Annotated in this window: 14 protein-coding genes; 3 read left to right on the top strand and 11 right to left on the bottom strand. The window is 75.3% G+C overall.

Annotated features, from left to right (window positions below; genetic code table 11):
• Positions 1 to 745: 745 nt before the first annotated feature.
• From tyrS to argC, 11 genes are all read right to left on the bottom strand, one after another.
• Positions 746 to 2,011 carry a tyrosine--tRNA ligase gene (gene tyrS, locus FA014_RS12285; protein WP_154729964.1) on the bottom strand — a complete coding sequence of 422 codons (1,266 nt, stop codon included), beginning with the start codon at positions 2,009 to 2,011 and terminating at the stop codon, positions 746 to 748.
• A 52-nt stretch (positions 2,012 to 2,063) separates the two neighbouring features.
• Positions 2,064 to 2,735, bottom strand: a complete 672-nt coding sequence (locus FA014_RS12280) for a DNA-3-methyladenine glycosylase (RefSeq protein WP_230323112.1) — start codon at positions 2,733 to 2,735, stop codon at positions 2,064 to 2,066.
• Between the two features lie 92 nt (positions 2,736 to 2,827).
• Positions 2,828 to 3,430 (bottom strand): ATP/GTP-binding protein, encoded by a 603-nt coding sequence (locus FA014_RS12275; RefSeq protein ID WP_230323110.1) that lies wholly within the window; start codon positions 3,428 to 3,430, stop codon positions 2,828 to 2,830.
• Between the two features lie 19 nt (positions 3,431 to 3,449).
• Entirely contained in the window at positions 3,450 to 4,865 is a 1,416-nt protein-coding gene (gene argH, locus FA014_RS12270; RefSeq protein ID WP_154729962.1) for an argininosuccinate lyase, read from the bottom strand.
• Positions 4,858 to 6,096 (bottom strand): argininosuccinate synthase, encoded by a 1,239-nt coding sequence (locus FA014_RS12265; RefSeq protein WP_154729961.1) that lies wholly within the window; start codon positions 6,094 to 6,096, stop codon positions 4,858 to 4,860. Before FA014_RS12265 ends, argH begins: the two co-directional genes overlap by 8 nt.
• 57 nt (positions 6,097 to 6,153) lie before the next feature.
• The gene (locus FA014_RS12260) at positions 6,154 to 6,708 is read right to left on the bottom strand and encodes an arginine repressor (protein WP_154729960.1); all 555 of its coding nucleotides are present in this window, start codon (positions 6,706 to 6,708) and stop codon (positions 6,154 to 6,156) included.
• Positions 6,705 to 7,637: an ornithine carbamoyltransferase gene (argF, locus tag FA014_RS12255; protein ID WP_154729959.1), complete on the bottom strand. Its 933-nt coding sequence runs from the start codon at positions 7,635 to 7,637 to the stop codon at positions 6,705 to 6,707. The genes FA014_RS12260 and argF overlap by 4 nt, the downstream gene beginning before the upstream one ends.
• Positions 7,634 to 8,920: an acetylornithine transaminase gene (locus FA014_RS12250; protein WP_230323109.1), complete on the bottom strand. Its 1,287-nt coding sequence runs from the start codon at positions 8,918 to 8,920 to the stop codon at positions 7,634 to 7,636. Before FA014_RS12250 ends, argF begins: the two co-directional genes overlap by 4 nt.
• Positions 8,921 to 9,931: an acetylglutamate kinase gene (argB, locus tag FA014_RS12245; RefSeq protein WP_154729958.1), complete on the bottom strand. Its 1,011-nt coding sequence runs from the start codon at positions 9,929 to 9,931 to the stop codon at positions 8,921 to 8,923.
• Positions 9,928 to 11,109 (bottom strand): bifunctional glutamate N-acetyltransferase/amino-acid acetyltransferase ArgJ, encoded by a 1,182-nt coding sequence (gene argJ, locus FA014_RS12240; RefSeq protein ID WP_230323108.1) that lies wholly within the window; start codon positions 11,107 to 11,109, stop codon positions 9,928 to 9,930. The genes argB and argJ overlap by 4 nt, the downstream gene beginning before the upstream one ends.
• Complete coding sequence (gene argC, locus FA014_RS12235) at positions 11,106 to 12,176, bottom strand: N-acetyl-gamma-glutamyl-phosphate reductase (protein WP_230323111.1); 1,071 nt, start codon at positions 12,174 to 12,176, stop codon at positions 11,106 to 11,108. The genes argJ and argC overlap by 4 nt, the downstream gene beginning before the upstream one ends.
• A 234-nt stretch (positions 12,177 to 12,410) precedes the next feature.
• Here argC and FA014_RS12230 point away from each other — a divergent pair, with 234 nt between their 5' ends.
• From FA014_RS12230 to FA014_RS12220, 3 genes are all read left to right on the top strand, one after another.
• Positions 12,411 to 13,394 carry a quinone oxidoreductase family protein gene (locus FA014_RS12230; protein ID WP_154729956.1) on the top strand — a complete coding sequence of 328 codons (984 nt, stop codon included), beginning with the start codon at positions 12,411 to 12,413 and terminating at the stop codon, positions 13,392 to 13,394.
• A complete protein-coding gene (locus FA014_RS12225; protein WP_154729955.1) occupies positions 13,391 to 14,122 on the top strand; it encodes a DsbA family oxidoreductase in 732 nt (243 codons plus the stop codon). The genes FA014_RS12230 and FA014_RS12225 overlap by 4 nt, the downstream gene beginning before the upstream one ends.
• A gap of 90 nt (positions 14,123 to 14,212) precedes the next feature.
• Complete coding sequence (locus tag FA014_RS12220; protein ID WP_154729954.1) at positions 14,213 to 14,605, top strand: VOC family protein; 393 nt, start codon at positions 14,213 to 14,215, stop codon at positions 14,603 to 14,605.
• Positions 14,606 to 14,679: the final 74 nt, after the last annotated feature.

The following is a 14,679-nucleotide window of genomic DNA, read 5'->3' as shown; positions in this document are numbered from 1 at the left end:
TATCAACCAAGACCCACCGACCACGACCAGCCACCCCCGAACGGGAACGACCACCCGAGCCGATGAACCATCTTGGCATCAACTACTAGGCACACTGTTGAGTTCTCAAAGAACAGACGCGCATCCCCCGTTCACCCTTCGCAGGGCTCCCGGCCGGAGGCTCGGTTCCAATCTACCAGAGTTCCTGGCCGCGTTCCGCGCCTTCCGGCGCATCCCGCTTTCCTGAACTCTACCAGAGCTTCTTTCCCGTCCGAACCGCTCATCCGAGCCGCTCTGACGTTCCGAAACTCTACCAGGATTTTCGCCCCGCATTGTCCGCGCCATTTCGCAAACACAACGGAAACGTTGTCCCGGTCCTGCACGACCGATCGGACGCCGGAGCGCCTGGTGGCCGTGCTGGGGTTGTGCCGTCCGCGGGACCAGCCACCGGGGTGACCCTCGGTGTCCGTTCCTCCCTGCCGGGCGACGAGGAGATACCTTACGCACGCCGTCCGACCGACGTCAAACCGGCGTCCGGGGCGCTCCCCGTACCCCGTCCCACCTGGGCTTTCGCCCCTCGGCGGCCGGGGTGACCGCTGGCGCCGGGCCCGGGACCTCGGTCCCCTCCCGTACGCACTGATCCCAGCGTGGTCGACCGCGGCGCGACGCGCAACCGGGCGCCGGCGGCCCCGGACGCGGGAGGGGCGGTCCGCGCCCGCGGACCGCCCCTCCCGTCCGACCGCGCCCGCGGTCGGACACCGCGTCGTCAGGCCCCGGCCACCCGCGCCACCGCGAGGGTCCGCTTCCCGCGGCGCAGCACGAGGAACTTCCCGTGCAGCAGGTCGTCGGCCTCGACGACGGCGGCCTCGTCGGTGATCTTCCGGTTGTTCACGTTCGCCCCGCCCTCGGCGACCGCCCGCCGGGCCGCGCCCTTGCTCGCGACCAGACCGGTCGCCGCCAGGACGTCGACCAGGGGGTCGCCCACCGCGACGTCCGCCGACGGCAGCTCGGCGACCGCAGCGGTCAGCGTGGCGGCGTCCAGCTCCCCGAGGTCCCCGCCGCCGAAGAGCGCGCGGCTCGCGGCGATGACCTTCTCGGTCGCGTCGACCCCGTGCACCAACGACGTCACGTCGTAGGCGAGCGCCCGCTGCGCCTCGCGCGCCGCCGGCCGGGCGGCCACCGCCTCCTCGAGCTCGGCGATCTGCTCCCGGGTGCGGAACGTGAACACCTTGAGGTAGCCGATGACCTCGGCGTCGTCCTGGTTGAGCCAGAACTGGTAGAAGGCGTACGGGCTCATCATCTCGGGGTCGAGCCAGATGGCGCCGCCCTCGGACTTGCCGAACTTGGTGCCGTCCGCCTTCGTGATGAGCGGCGTGGTGAGCGCGTGCACCGACGCGTGCTCGGCCTTGCGGATCAGCTCGACGCCCGACAGCAGGTTGCCCCACTGGTCGTTGCCGCCGGTCTGCAGCGTGCAGCCGTGCCGGCGGTGCAGCTCCAGGTAGTCCATGCCCTGCAGGATCTGGTAGCTGAACTCGGTGAACGAGATGCCCTCGTCGGACGCCAGCCGGCGGGCGACGGTGTCCTTGGCGAGCATGGTGCCGAGCCGGTAGTGCTTGCCGACCTCGCGCAGGAAGTCGATCGCGGTGAGCTCGCCGGTCCAGTCGAGGTTGTTCACCATGCGCGCCGGGTTGTCCCCGTCGAAGTCGAGGAACCGGCTGATCTGGTGCTGCAGGCGCTGCACCCACTCGGCGACGGTGTCCTTGGTGTTGAGGACGCGCTCCCCCGACATCCGGGGGTCGCCGATGAGGCCGGTGGCGCCGCCGACCAGCGCGAGCGGGTGGTGCCCGGCGAGCTGCAGGTGCCGCATGAGCACCAGCTGCACGAGGTGCCCGTGGTGCAACGAGGGCGCGGTCGGGTCGAACCCGGCGTAGAAGGTCACCGGCCCGGCGTCGAACGCCTCGCGCAGCGCGTCGAGGTCGGTGGTCTGGGCGACGAGGCCGCGCCAGGCGAGCTCGTCCAGGAGGTGGGTCACGTCGTGCTCCTTGCATCGCGCGGCCGCGGGGCCGCGCCGTCGGCGGAAGAGGTCATGCCGGCGTCGTCCCGCGCTGCGGGGTTGCCGACGCCGGCCGGCGATACGCGGGCCGGAAGGCGGACACGGTGGGCTCGCCGGCGAGCCAGAACCGCCAGGGGTACCGGGTCGCGTCGCCCCCGGGCCCGGAGACACCGACCCGCGGCCCGGTCGCGTGCGCGCCCACCACCGCGTCGGGGTCCCGGTGCACCACGACGCGCCCGCCGGGCTCCGTCAGGTCGGCGCCGTAGTCGGCGAGGTCCAGGCCGAGGGCGACCGCGAGCCGCGCCGGGCCGCGCGCGATCTGCCGGTCGGAGTCGACGACGCCGGAGCGCAGCCGCCGCTCCCGGGCGAGCTCGACGCCGTCGACGACCTCGCCCGCGCGCAGCAGCACCGCGGACGCCGCGCCGGCGGGCCCGGTCACGACGTTGACGCAGTGGTGCAGGCCGAGGTGCCGGTAAACGTACAGCCGGCCGGGCTCCCCGAACATCACGGCGTTGCGCGCGGTACGCCCGCGGAAGGCGTGCGAGCCCGGGTCCACCTCCCCGGCGTACGCCTCGACCTCGGTGATGCGCAGCGTGACGTCGCCCTCGTCGGACCGCACGGTCACGTAGGCGCCGAGCAGGTCGGGGGCGACGGCGAGCACCGGCCGGCCGAACCAGGTCCGCGCGGGGACGACGCCCGGCACGCCGTCGTCGGGGCGGCCGGCGCGGGGGTGGGGCGCACCGGCGGCCGTCGCGCCGCGCGCGTCGTCCGCCGCGCTCCCCTGGACCGGCTGGCTCACCGGGCCATCCTGCCCCATGCGTCGACCCGCACGTCGGCGCGTCCACGGGTGCCCTCCCGCGCGAAGTGCGCCGCCTCGTCGCGCATCCACCGCTCCCAGTGCGGCCGGGCGGCCGCGCCGTCACGCTCCAGCCCGCGCGCCAGCCGCGTCCGGTCGTCGGCCTCGACCCACACCAGCAGCGACAGGTCGCCGGCCGCCGCGCGCCGCCCGCACCCGCAGCCCTCCAGCACCAGCACGTCCGGGACCGGCACGTCGACCCAGCCGTCGAACCGCCCGGCGTGCCAGTCGTACCGCTGGAACCGGCCGGGCAGCCCGCGGCGCAGCGGCTCGAGCACCTGCGCGGCGAGCCGGGGCCACAGGTCGCCCTCGAGGCCCGACCAGCCGGCGTAGAGGTCGTCCATGTGCACGACGTGCGCGCGCACCCCCGCCTCCGCGCACCGGCGCGCGACCGTTCCGGCGAGCGTGGTCTTGCCCGACCCCGCCGGGCCGTCGACGGCCAGCACCCGGACCGGGCCCAGCCGCCGCGGCGCGGACAGCAGCAGGGGCACGACGACGCCCGCGGCGTCCTCGTGCCCCTGCTGCGCGCTCAGCGGGTCCACGCGGCGATCGTGCCAGACGTCAGGACGCCCACGTGCGCAGCTCGGCCGCCCGGGCGCGCGCACGCGCCAGCTGCTCCGCGACCCGCACCGGCGCGGTCCCGCCGTGCGCGGACCGCGACGCGACCGAGCCCTCGACGCTCAGCACCGACCGCACCGCGGGGGTCAGCGCCGGGTGGATCGCGGCGAGCTCGTCGTCCGTCAGCTCCCACAGCTCCACCGGCGGCTCGTGCTGCTCGCAGGCCCGGACGCACGCGCCCGCGACCTCGTGCGCCACCCGGAACGGCACGCCCTCGCGGACGAGCCACTCGGCGATGTCCGTCGCGAGCGAGAAGCCGCGCGGGGCGAGGGACGCCATCCGCTCGGTGTCGAACCGCACGGTCGCGACCATGCCGGCGAACGCCGGCAGCAGGACGGTGAGGGTGTCGACCTGGTCGAACACCGGCTCCTTGTCCTCCTGGAGGTCCCGGTTGTACGCGAGCGGCAGCCCCTTGAGCGTGGTGAGCAGCCCCGTGAGGTCGCCGACCAGCCGCCCCGCCTTGCCGCGGGCGAGCTCGGCGACGTCGGGGTTCTTCTTCTGCGGCATGATGCTCGACCCGGTCGAGTAGGCGTCGTCCAGCCGGACGAACCCGAACTCGACGGTCGACCACAGGACGACCTCCTCGGCGAGGCGGGACAGGTCGACGCCGAGCATCGCGGACACCCAGGCGAACTCGGCCACGACGTCGCGGGACGCGGTGCCGTCGATCGAGTTCTCCACGGGGGCGTCGAAGCCGAGCTCGGCCGCCACGGCCGCCGGGTCGAGACCCAGCGAGGACCCGGCCAGCGCGCCCGAGCCGTACGGGGACACCGCGGCGCGGCGGTCCCAGTCGGCGTACCGCTCGACGTCCCGCAGCAGCGGCCACGCGTGCGCCAGCAGGTGGTGCGCGAGCAGCACCGGCTGCGCGTGCTGCAGGTGGGTGCGCCCCGGCATGATCGCGTCGCCCGCGGCCTCGGCCTGGGCCACCAGCGCGTCGACGACGTCGAGGGTCAGCCCGACGATCGCGCGGGCCTCGTCCCGCAGGTACATCCGCACGAGCGTCGCGATCTGGTCGTTCCGGGACCGCCCGGCGCGCAGCCGCCCGCCGAGGTCGGCCCCGGCGCGCTCGATCAGCCCGCGCTCCAGCGCGCCGTGCACGTCCTCGTCCGACTCGGCGGCGACGAACGCCCCCGACGCGACGTCGGCCGCCAGGCGGTCGAGCGCGTCGAGCATCCCGGCCAGCGCCGCGTCGTCCAGCAGGCCCGCCGCGTGCAGCACGCGGGCGTGCGCGCGGGACCCCGCGATGTCCTGCGGCGCGAGGCGCCAGTCGAACTGCGTCGACTTCGACAGGGCGGCGAGGGCGTCGGCGGGGCCGCCGGCGAACCGGCCGCCCCACAGCGCGCCGGCCTGCTCAGGCACCGATGCCGCCCTGCGAGCCGAGGTCCTCCGCGTTGCCGAACTTCACGTCGCGCGCGGCGGCGAGCTTGGACGACAGGCCGTAGATCTCGATGAACCCGCGCGCGGCGGACTGGTCGAACGTGTCGCCCGAGTCGTAGGTCGCGAGGTTGAAGTCGTACAGCGAGGTCTCGGAGCGCCGGCCGGTGACCGTCGCGCGGCCGCCGTGCAGGACCATGCGCACCTCGCCGGAGACGTAGCGCTGGGTGTCGTCGATGAAGGTGTCGAGCGACTTCTTGAGCGGCGAGAACCACTGGCCGTCGTAGACCAGCTCGGTCCAGCGCTGCTCGACCTGGCGCTTGAACCGGGCCTGCTCGCGCTCGACGGTGACGTTCTCGAGCTCCTGGTGCGCGGCGATGAGCGCGATGGCGCCCGGCGCCTCGTAGACCTCGCGGGACTTGATGCCCACGAGGCGGTCCTCGACGATGTCGATCCGGCCGACGCCCTGAGCGCCCGCGCGGCGGTTCATCTCCTGGATGGCCTGCAGCGGGGTGACCGGCACGCCGTCGAGGGCCACCGGGACGCCCTGCTGGAACGTGATGACGACCTCGTCGGCGACCGGCGGGAACGTCGGGTCGTCGGTGTAGGTGTAGACGTCCTTCGTCGGCTCGTTCCAGATGTCCTCGAGGAAGCCGGTCTCGACGGCGCGGCCCCACACGTTCTGGTCGATGGAGAACGGGTTGTGCTTGGTGGTCGCGATCGGCAGCTTCTTGCGCTCGGCGAACTCGATGGCCTTGTCGCGGGTCAGCGCCAGGTCGCGCACCGGCGCGAGGCACTTGAGGTCCGGGGCGAGCGAGGTGATGCCGACCTCGAACCGCACCTGGTCGTTGCCCTTGCCGGTGCAGCCGTGGGCGACCGTCGTGGCGCCGAACTGGCGGGCGGCCCGCACCAGGTGCTTGACGATGACCGGACGGGACAGCGCGGACACCAGCGGGTACCGGTCGAGGTACATGCCGTTCGCGCGCAGCGCGGGCATGCAGTACTCGGCCGCGAACTCGTCGCGGGCGTCGGCGACGTACGCCTCGACGGCGCCGCAGTCGAGGGCGCGCTGGCGGATGACCTCGAGGTCCTCGCCGCCCTGGCCGACGTCGACCGCCACGGCGATCACCTCGGCGCCGGTCGCCTCGGCGATCCAGCCGATGCCCACGGAGGTGTCCAGGCCGCCCGAGTAGGCGAGGACGACGCGCTCAGTCATGTGTCTTCTCTTTCGGTGTCGTGAGTGGTGCGGAGCAGGAGGGGGCGGGCCGGCGCGTCAGCCGGTCGTCGCCAGCTCGAGGAACCGCGCGGCCAGCGCGGTGCCCTCGGGACCGTCGGCGCCCTCGCGGGCGATGACGAGGACGGTGTCGTCCCCCGCGATGGTGCCGAGCACGCCCGGGAGCACCGAGTGGTCGATCGCGGAGGCGAGGAACTGGGCGGCCCCGGGCGGGGTGCGCAGGACGACGAGGCTGCCGGAGGCCTCGGCCGTCACGAGCAGCTCGGAGCACAGCCGGGCGAGCCGGGAGGCGAGCGCCTCGGCGTCGACGACGGGGGCCGGCGACCGGTCGCCGCCCTCCCCCGGCACCGCGTACGCGAGCGACCCGGCGGGCGTGCGGATCTTCACGGCCCGGAGCTCGACGAGGTCCCGCGACAGCGTGGCCTGGGTGACGGTGACGCCCTGGTGGGCCAGCAGGTCGGCGAGCTCGGACTGCGAATGCACCGACTGCCGGGAGAGCACGTCGCGGATCAGCGCGTGCCGGGCGGCCTTGGTCGACGGGACCCGGCCGGTGGTGGCGGCGGGCTCGTCCGCCCGGCCGGTGGCCGCGGTCACGCCGCACGCTCCAGCAGCCAGGCCAGCAGCGCCTTCTGCGCGTGCAGCCGGTTCTCCGCCTCGTCCCAGACGACCGACTGCGGGCCGTCCAGCACCTCGGCGGTGATCTCCTTGCCCCGGTAGGCCGGCAGGCAGTGCAGCACGAGCGCGTCGGGGGCGGCGAGGGCGAGCGCCGCGGAGTCGAGCCGGTACGGCACGAACGGGCGCTCCCGCTCCGCCGCCTCGGCCTCCTGGCCCATCGAGACCCAGGTGTCCGTGGCCACGGCGTCCGCGCCGGTGACGGCCGCGGCCAGGTCGTCGGTCACCTCGACCGAGCCGCCGGTCCGGGCCGCGATCGCGGCGGCCGCGCCGACCACCTCCGCCGCGGGGCGGTACGCCGCCGGGGTGGCGATCCGCACGTGCATCCCGGCGGTCGCGCCGCCCAGCAGGTACGACTGCGCCATGTTGTTCGACCCGTCGCCGGTGTACGCCAGCGTGAGCCCGCGCAGCGCCGCGACCCCGCCCCGGTGCTGGGCGATCGTCAGCAGGTCCGCGAGGATCTGGCACGGGTGGAAGTCGTCGGTCAGCGCGTTCACGACCGGGACCCCGGCGTGCGCGGCCATCTCCTCGATCCGCGCCTGCGCGTGGGTGCGCCAGACGACCGCCGCGACCTGGGGGCCGAGCACGCGGGCGGTGTCGGCGATCGACTCCCGGACACCGATCCGCGCCAGGTTCCCGTCGACCAGCAGCGGGTAGCCGCCGAGCTCGGCGACGCCCGTCGTGAACGACACCTGGGTGCGCAGCGTGGGCTTGTCGAAGATGATCGCCACGGCGCGGGGGCCGTCGAGCGGGCGGCGGGCGAACCGGTCGCCGCGCAGCGCGAGCCCGAGCTCGAGGACCTCGGCCTGCTCGGCCGGCGACAAGTCGTCGTCCCGCAGGAAGTGCCTCACGACGCGGCCTCCAGGTCGTGCGGCAGCGCCGCGAGGAAGTCGGTGAACGTCGCCGCCTGCTCCCGGGTGAGCACGTACGGCGGGGCGAGCCGGATGGTCTGCGGGGTGCACGGGTTGACGATGAACCCGGCCGCCAGCGCGCGGGAGGCGACCTCGGCCGCCACCGGCGCCGTGAGCTGGACCGCGACGAGCAGGCCCTCGCCACGCACCTCGGCCACCAGCGGGTGCCCGAGCGCGGCGATCTGCGCCCGCCACCAGGCGCCCAGCTCCGTCACGTGCGCCAGCAGCCCGTCGCGCTCGATCACGCCGATGGTCGCCAGCGCCGCGGCCGAGGCCACCGGGTTGCCGCCGAAGGTCGTGCCGTGCTGGCCGCGCCCGAGCAGCGTCGCCGCCCGCTCGCCGTACGCCACGACCGCGCCGACCGGGAAGCCGCCGCCCAGGCCCTTGGCCAGCGTGACGACGTCCGGGCGGATGCCGCCGCCGAGGTGCGGGTGCTGGTGCGCGAGCCAGGTGCCGGTGCGACCCATGCCGGTCTGCACCTCGTCGAGGACCAGCAGCGCGCCGTGCGCCTCGGTGAGCTCGCGGGCACGGACCAGGTAGCCCGGCGGCAGCGGCAGCACGCCGGCCTCCCCCTGGATCGGCTCGAGGAACACCGCGGCGACCGTGTCCCCGGCGCCGTCGGCGAACGCCGCCTCCAGCGCCGCGGTGTCGCCGAACGGCAGGAACTCCACCCCGCCGGGCAGCGGCTCGAACGGCTCGCGGTACGCGGCCTTGGACGTGAGCGCGAGGGCACCCATCGACCGGCCGTGGAACGCGCCCTCGAGCGCCAGGACCCGGGTGCGCCGGACGCCGCCGGGGCCCTCGCTGTTGCGCCGGGCCATCTTGAACGCGGCCTCGTTCGCCTCGGTGCCGGAGTTCGTCAGGAACACCCGGGACCCCTCCGGCGCGTCGGCGACGGCGAGCAGCCGCTCGGCCAGCGCGATCTGCGTCGGGCTCGCGAAGAAGTTGGAGATGTGGCCCAGCGTGCCGAGCTGCGCGGAGATCGCCGCGGTCAGCGTCGGGTGCGCGTGGCCCAGCGAGTTGACCGCGATGCCGCCGAGCAGGTCCAGGTAGCGGAAGCCGTCGGCGTCCCACACGTACGGGCCCTCGCCGCGGACCAGCACGCGCTGCGGCGCGCCGAAGGTGTCCATGAGCGCGTGGCCGTAGCGCTCGGTCCAGTGGGCCACGGAGTCGGCGCCGGCCAGCGCGGCGGGGTCCTGGGGCTCCAGGTGCTGCTCGGTCACTCAGCTCACCTCGGGGACGTGGGGGGCGGTCGGGGCCGGCAGGACCCGCGGGATCGGGGACGTGAAGGGCGAGGGGGTGGGCTCGTCGTCGGGCAGCACCATCGTGCCGATGCCGTCGGACGTGAAGACCTCGACCAGGACCGAGTGGGCCTGGCGGCCGTCGATGACGTGCGCGCGGCCGACACCGCCCGTGACCGCGCGCCAGCAGGCCTCCATCTTGGGGCGCATGCCGGCGTCGAGGGACGGCAGGAGGTCGGCGAGCGCGCCCGCCCGGATCCGCCGCGCGAGCGAGGACCGGTCGGGCCAGGACGTGTACAGGCCCTCGACGTCGGTGAGGACGATGAGCTTGCGCGCGCCGAGCGCCACCGCGAGCGCCGCCGCCGCGGTGTCCGCGTTGACGTTGAGCACCTGGGTCGGGTCGTCGATGTCGGGCGCGACCGTCGACACGACGGGGATGCGCCCGGCGTCGAGCAGGTCGTGCACCGCACCGGGGTTCACCTCGACGACGTCGCCGACCTGGCCGACGTCGACCTGCTGCCCGTCGACCGTGGCGGTGCGCCGGCGGGCCTGCAGCAGGCCGCCGTCCTCGCCGGACAGGCCCACCGCGTACGGGCCGTGCGCGTTCAGCAGGCCGACGAGCTCGCGGGACACCTGGCCGGTGAGCACCATCCGGACGACGTCCATCGCCTCGGGGGTGGTGACGCGCAGGCCGCCGCGGAACTCGGACTCGATGCCGAGCCGGTCGAGCATGGCGTTGATCTGCGGGCCGCCGCCGTGCACGACGACCGGCCGCAGGCCGACCTGGCGCAGGAACACCATGTCCTCGGCGAACGCGCGCTTCAGGTCGTCGTCGACCATCGCGTTGCCGCCGTACTTCACGACGACGAGCGCGCCGGCGAACCGCTGCAGCCAGGGCAGCGCCTGGATCAGCACCTCGGCCTTCTGGTCGGGGCGCAGGTCGGTGCGCGTGTCGAACGCGTCGTCGTGCGGGGGCGGTGCCTGCAGGCTCATGTGGAGTACGCGCTGTTCTCGTGGACGTAGTCGTGGGTCAGGTCGTTGGTCCAGACAGTCGCGGTGGCGTCGCCGGCGTGCAGGTCGACGTCGACCCGCACCTCGCGGGCCGCCGCCAGGTCGACGAGGTCGCGCGGCTCCCCCACCCCGCCGGACCGGCACACCTGGACGCCGTTGATGGACACGTCGAGGCGGCCGGCGTCGTACGGCGCGACCTCCTCGGGCACCGTGCCGACCGCGGCGAGCACCCGGCCCCAGTTCGGGTCGTTGCCGAACACGGCGGCCTTGAACAGGTTCGACCGGGTCACGGCGCGGGCGACGGCGACGGCCGCCTCCTCGGAGGTCGCGCCCATGACGGTGACGGCGATGTCGTGCGAGGCGCCCTCTGCGTCCCCGACGAGCTGCCGGGCCAGGTCGGCGGAGGCGGCGGACACCGCGGCGGCGAACGCCTCGGGGTCGGGGGTCACGCCGCTGGCGCCGGAGGCGAGCAGCAGGACCGTGTCGTTGGTCGACATGCAGCCGTCCGAGTCCACCCGGTCGAACGTGGTCCGGGTGGCGCCGCGCAGCGCGGCGTCGGCCTGCTCGGCGGTGACGACCGCGTCGGTGGTGAGCACGACCAGCATCGTGGCGAGGCCCGGGGCGAGCATGCCCGCCCCCTTCGCCATGCCGCCGACGGTCCAGCCGTCACCGGCCACCGCGGCGGTCTTGCTCACGGTGTCCGTGGTCATGATCGCGGTGGCGGCGTCGGGGCCGCCGTCGACGCTGAGGGCCGCGGCGGCGCCGTCGACGCCGGCGAGGAGCAGGTCCATCGGCAGCCGCTCGCCGATCAGACCGGTCGAGCAGACCAGGACGTCGCCCGCGGAGGTGCCGAGCACCTCGGCGACGTGCTCGGCGGTCGCGTGCGTGTCGCCGAAGCCCTCCGGGCCGGTGCACGCGTTGGCACCGCCGGAGTTCAGCACCACCGCGGTGGCCACGCCGTCCGACACCGCCTGGCGGGACCAGACGACCGGCGCCGCGACGACGCGGTTGGACGTGAACACGCCCGCGGCCACCTGCAGGGGGCCGTCGTTGACGACGAGGGCGACGTCCGGCTTCCCGGACGGCTTGAGGCCGGCGGTCACGCCCGCGGCGCGGAAGCCGGCGGGCGCGGTCACGCCCGCTTCGATGGCGGCGGTCACGGGGCGACTCCCTCGGTGGTGAGGCCGGTGCGCTCGGGCAGCCCGAGCGCGAGGTTCAGCGACTGCACCGCGGCGCCCGCGGTGCCCTTGACCAGGTTGTCCAGCGCGCACAGCGCGACGACCTTGCCGGCGGCCTCGTCGACGGTCACCTGGACGAGCGCGGTGTTCGCGCCCGTGGTGACGCCTGTGGTCGGCCACTCCCCCTCGGGCAGCAGCTCGACGAACGGCTCGGCGGCGTAGGCGGTCTCCCAGGCGGCGCGCACGGCGGCGGCGTCGGCGCCGGGAGCCAGCGGCGCGGTCACGGTCGCGAGGATGCCCCGGGACATCGGGACCAGCACGGGGGTGAACGACACCCCGACCGCGGCGGCCCCGGCGACGCCGAGGTTCTGCTGGATCTCCGGGATGTGTCGGTGCGTGCCGCCGACCGCGTACGGCTGGGCGGAGCCGAGGGCCTCGGACGCGAGCAGGTGGGTCTTGAGCGACTTGCCGGCGCCGGAGTAGCCGACCGCGAGCACGGCCACCACGTCGGCCGGGTCGAGGACGCCCGCGGCGACACCCGGCTGGAGCGCGAGGGTCACGGCGGTGACGTTGCAGCCGGGGACGGCGATGCGGCGGGCCCGCGCGAGCGCCGCGCGCTGGGCCGACGGCGTGGTCTCCCCCGCGTGCAGCAGCTCGGGCATGCCGTAGGGCCAGGTGCCCGCGTGCTCCGTGCCGTAGAACCGGCGCCACGCCTCGGCGTCGGTCAGCCGGTGGTCCGCGCCCAGGTCCACGACCAGCGCGCCGTCGCCCCGGTCCGCGAGCGCCGCGGCGATCTCGCCCGAAGCGCCGTGCGGCAGCGCCAGCACCACGACGTCGTGCCCGAGGAGCTCGTCGACCGAGGTCGGGGCCAGCACGCGGTCCGCGAGCCCGCGCAGGTGCGGCTGGTGCGCGCCGAGCCGGGTGCCGGCGTTGGAGTGGGCGGTGAGCGCGCCGACCTCGGCCTCGGGGTGGCCGAGCAGGAGCCGCAGGGTCTCGCCGCCGGCGTACCCGGAGGCGCCCGCGACGGCGACGGAGAAGGACATGTGCATGACCATACACCCGAGTGCACACTGATGCATCGACCGGCCGCGGCGCGCCGGGCGGGCGTGCGAGGTGGGCCGAGGCCCCCGGTGCCCACCCGATCGTCCCGTGACCACCGGGTCCGTCGGGTGGTCACGCGACGATCGGGTGGCGACGGGGAGCCGGCGGGCCCTGGCCGCACCGGGCGGGCCGGACCCTGACGTGGCCGGAATGTCCGGGCGGGGCGCGTCGTTGCTGATCGTATGCACGCTGTCCTCGCCACCGAGCCCGGTGGACCCGACGTCCTGGTGCCCGACGAGATCCCCGACCCGCTGCCGGGTCCGCGCGACCTCCTGGTGCGGCTGAGCGCCGCGGGGGTCAACTTCATCGACACCTACCGGCGCAGCGGCGTGTACGCGATGCCGTTCCCGCACGTGCCCGGGTCCGAGGGCGCGGGCGTCGTCGAGGCCGTGGGCCGCGAGGTGCGCGAGTTCGCGGTCGGCGACCTGGTCGCCTGGGCCTCGGCACCCTCCTCCTACGCGGAGCTGGTCGTCGTGCCCGAGGCCGTCGCGCTGCGGGTGCCGGACGGGGTGGCCGAGGACGTCGCCGCCGCGCTGCCGCTCCAGGGCCTCACGGCGCACTACCTCGTCACCTCGACCTTCCCGGTCCTCGAGGGGCAGGACGTGCTGGTGCACGCCGGCGCCGGCGGCGTCGGCCTGCTGCTCACCCAGCTCGCCGCCGCGCGGGGCGCGCGCGTCATCACCACCGTCGGCACCCCCGAGAAGGAGGCGCTGTCCCGCGCCGCCGGCGCCGCCGAGGTCATCCGGTACACCGAGCTCGACGACCTGACGTCGGAGCTGCCCGCGCTGGTGCGCGACCTGACCGGCGGCCGCGGCGTGCACACGGTGTTCGACGGGGTCGGCGCGAGCACCTTCGACGCCTCGCTGGCGTCGCTGCGGCCCCGCGGCGGTCTCGCGCTGTTCGGCGCGTCCTCCGGCCCCGTGCCGCCGTTCGACCCGCAGCGGCTCAACGCCGCCGGGTCGCTGTTCCTCACCCGGCCCACCCTGGGCCACTACACCGCCACCCGGGACGAGCTGACCCGGCGGGCCGACGAGCTGTTCGCGGCCGTCGCCGCGGGCGCCCTCGACGTCCGCGTCGGCGCGACCTACCCCCTGGCCGAGGCCGCCGAGGCGCACCGCGCGCTCGAGGGCCGGGCCACCACCGGAAAGGTGCTCCTGACCGCATGAGAGACCTGCACGTCGAGATCTGGTCCGACATCGCCTGCCCCTGGTGCTACATCGGCAAGCGCCGGTTCGCGGCCGCGCTGGCGGCGTTCGAGCACCGCGACCACGTCCGCGTGACGTGGCGCTCGTTCGAGCTGCAGCCGGACGCCGAGCCGTCCACGGCCCACCCCGGGCTCACCGAGGCCCAGATGCTGTCCGAGCGCAAGGGCATGCCCGTCGACCAGGTGCGGCAGATGTTCGACCAGGTGACGGCCGTCGCCGCGTCCGTCGGCCTGGCGTACGACTTCGACCGGGTCGTCCCGGCGAACACGTTCGACGCGCACCGGCTGGTGCACGTCGCCGCCTCGCTGGGCGGCGACGCCGCGGCCGCCGAGGTCGTCGAGCGGCTGATGAGCGCGCACTTCGAGCACGGGCGGGTCGTCGACGACCCGGACGTGCTGGTGGAGGTCGCCGTCGAGGCCGGGCTGGACGCCGACGCCGTGCGCGCCGCGCTGGCCACCGACGCCGGGGCCGGCGCCGTGCGCGCCGACGAGGCCGAGGCCGCCGCGCTGGGCATCCAGGGGGTGCCGTTCTTCGTCGCCGACCGCCGGCTCGGGCTGTCCGGTGCGCAGCCGGTCGAGGTGTTCGCGCAGCTGCTGTCCCAGGCGTGGGCGGACGCGAACCCGCCGCTGGCGATCCCGACGATCGCCGGGGCGGCGGACGCGGAGGCGTGCGGGCCGGACGGCTGCTGAGGCGCTGACGCGCGGGGCGCGGCTCGTGGACGGGACCGGGTGTCCGGAACGTCCACGACCCGCGCCCGGCCCGCCGCCTACGGTCGTCGCATGACACCGCAGCTGGACATGATCGGCCTGGTCGCGAGCGACCTGCCGCGCACCCTCGCCTTCTACCGCGCCCTCGGGCTCGACCTGCCGCCGTCGGCCGACGCCGAGCCGCACGTCGAGGTCGCCCTGCCCGGCGGCCTCCGGCTCGCCTGGGACACCGTGGACGTGATCCGCTCGTTCGACCCCGGCTGGGCGCCGCCGACCGGCGCGCACCGCGCCGCGCTGGCGTTCCGGTGCGCCGACGCCGCGGAGGTCGACGCGACGTACGCGCGCATGGTCGACGCCGGGTTCACCGGCCACCTGGCCCCGTGGGACGCGTTCTGGGGCCAGCGGTACGCCGTCCTGCACGACCCGGACGGCACCGCGGTCGACCTGTTCGCCGACGCGGCCTGACCTCGCCGCCGGCAGGGCGCGCGGGTCCAGCCGGGCGCGCGGGCCCCGCCGGGCGCGCGGGCCCCGCCGGAGAA

Source organism: Cellulomonas hominis (assembly GCF_005239125.1).
GTDB lineage: Bacteria > Actinomycetota > Actinomycetes > Actinomycetales > Cellulomonadaceae > Cellulomonas > Cellulomonas hominis_A.
This window is presented reverse-complemented; position numbering and strand designations above follow the sequence as displayed.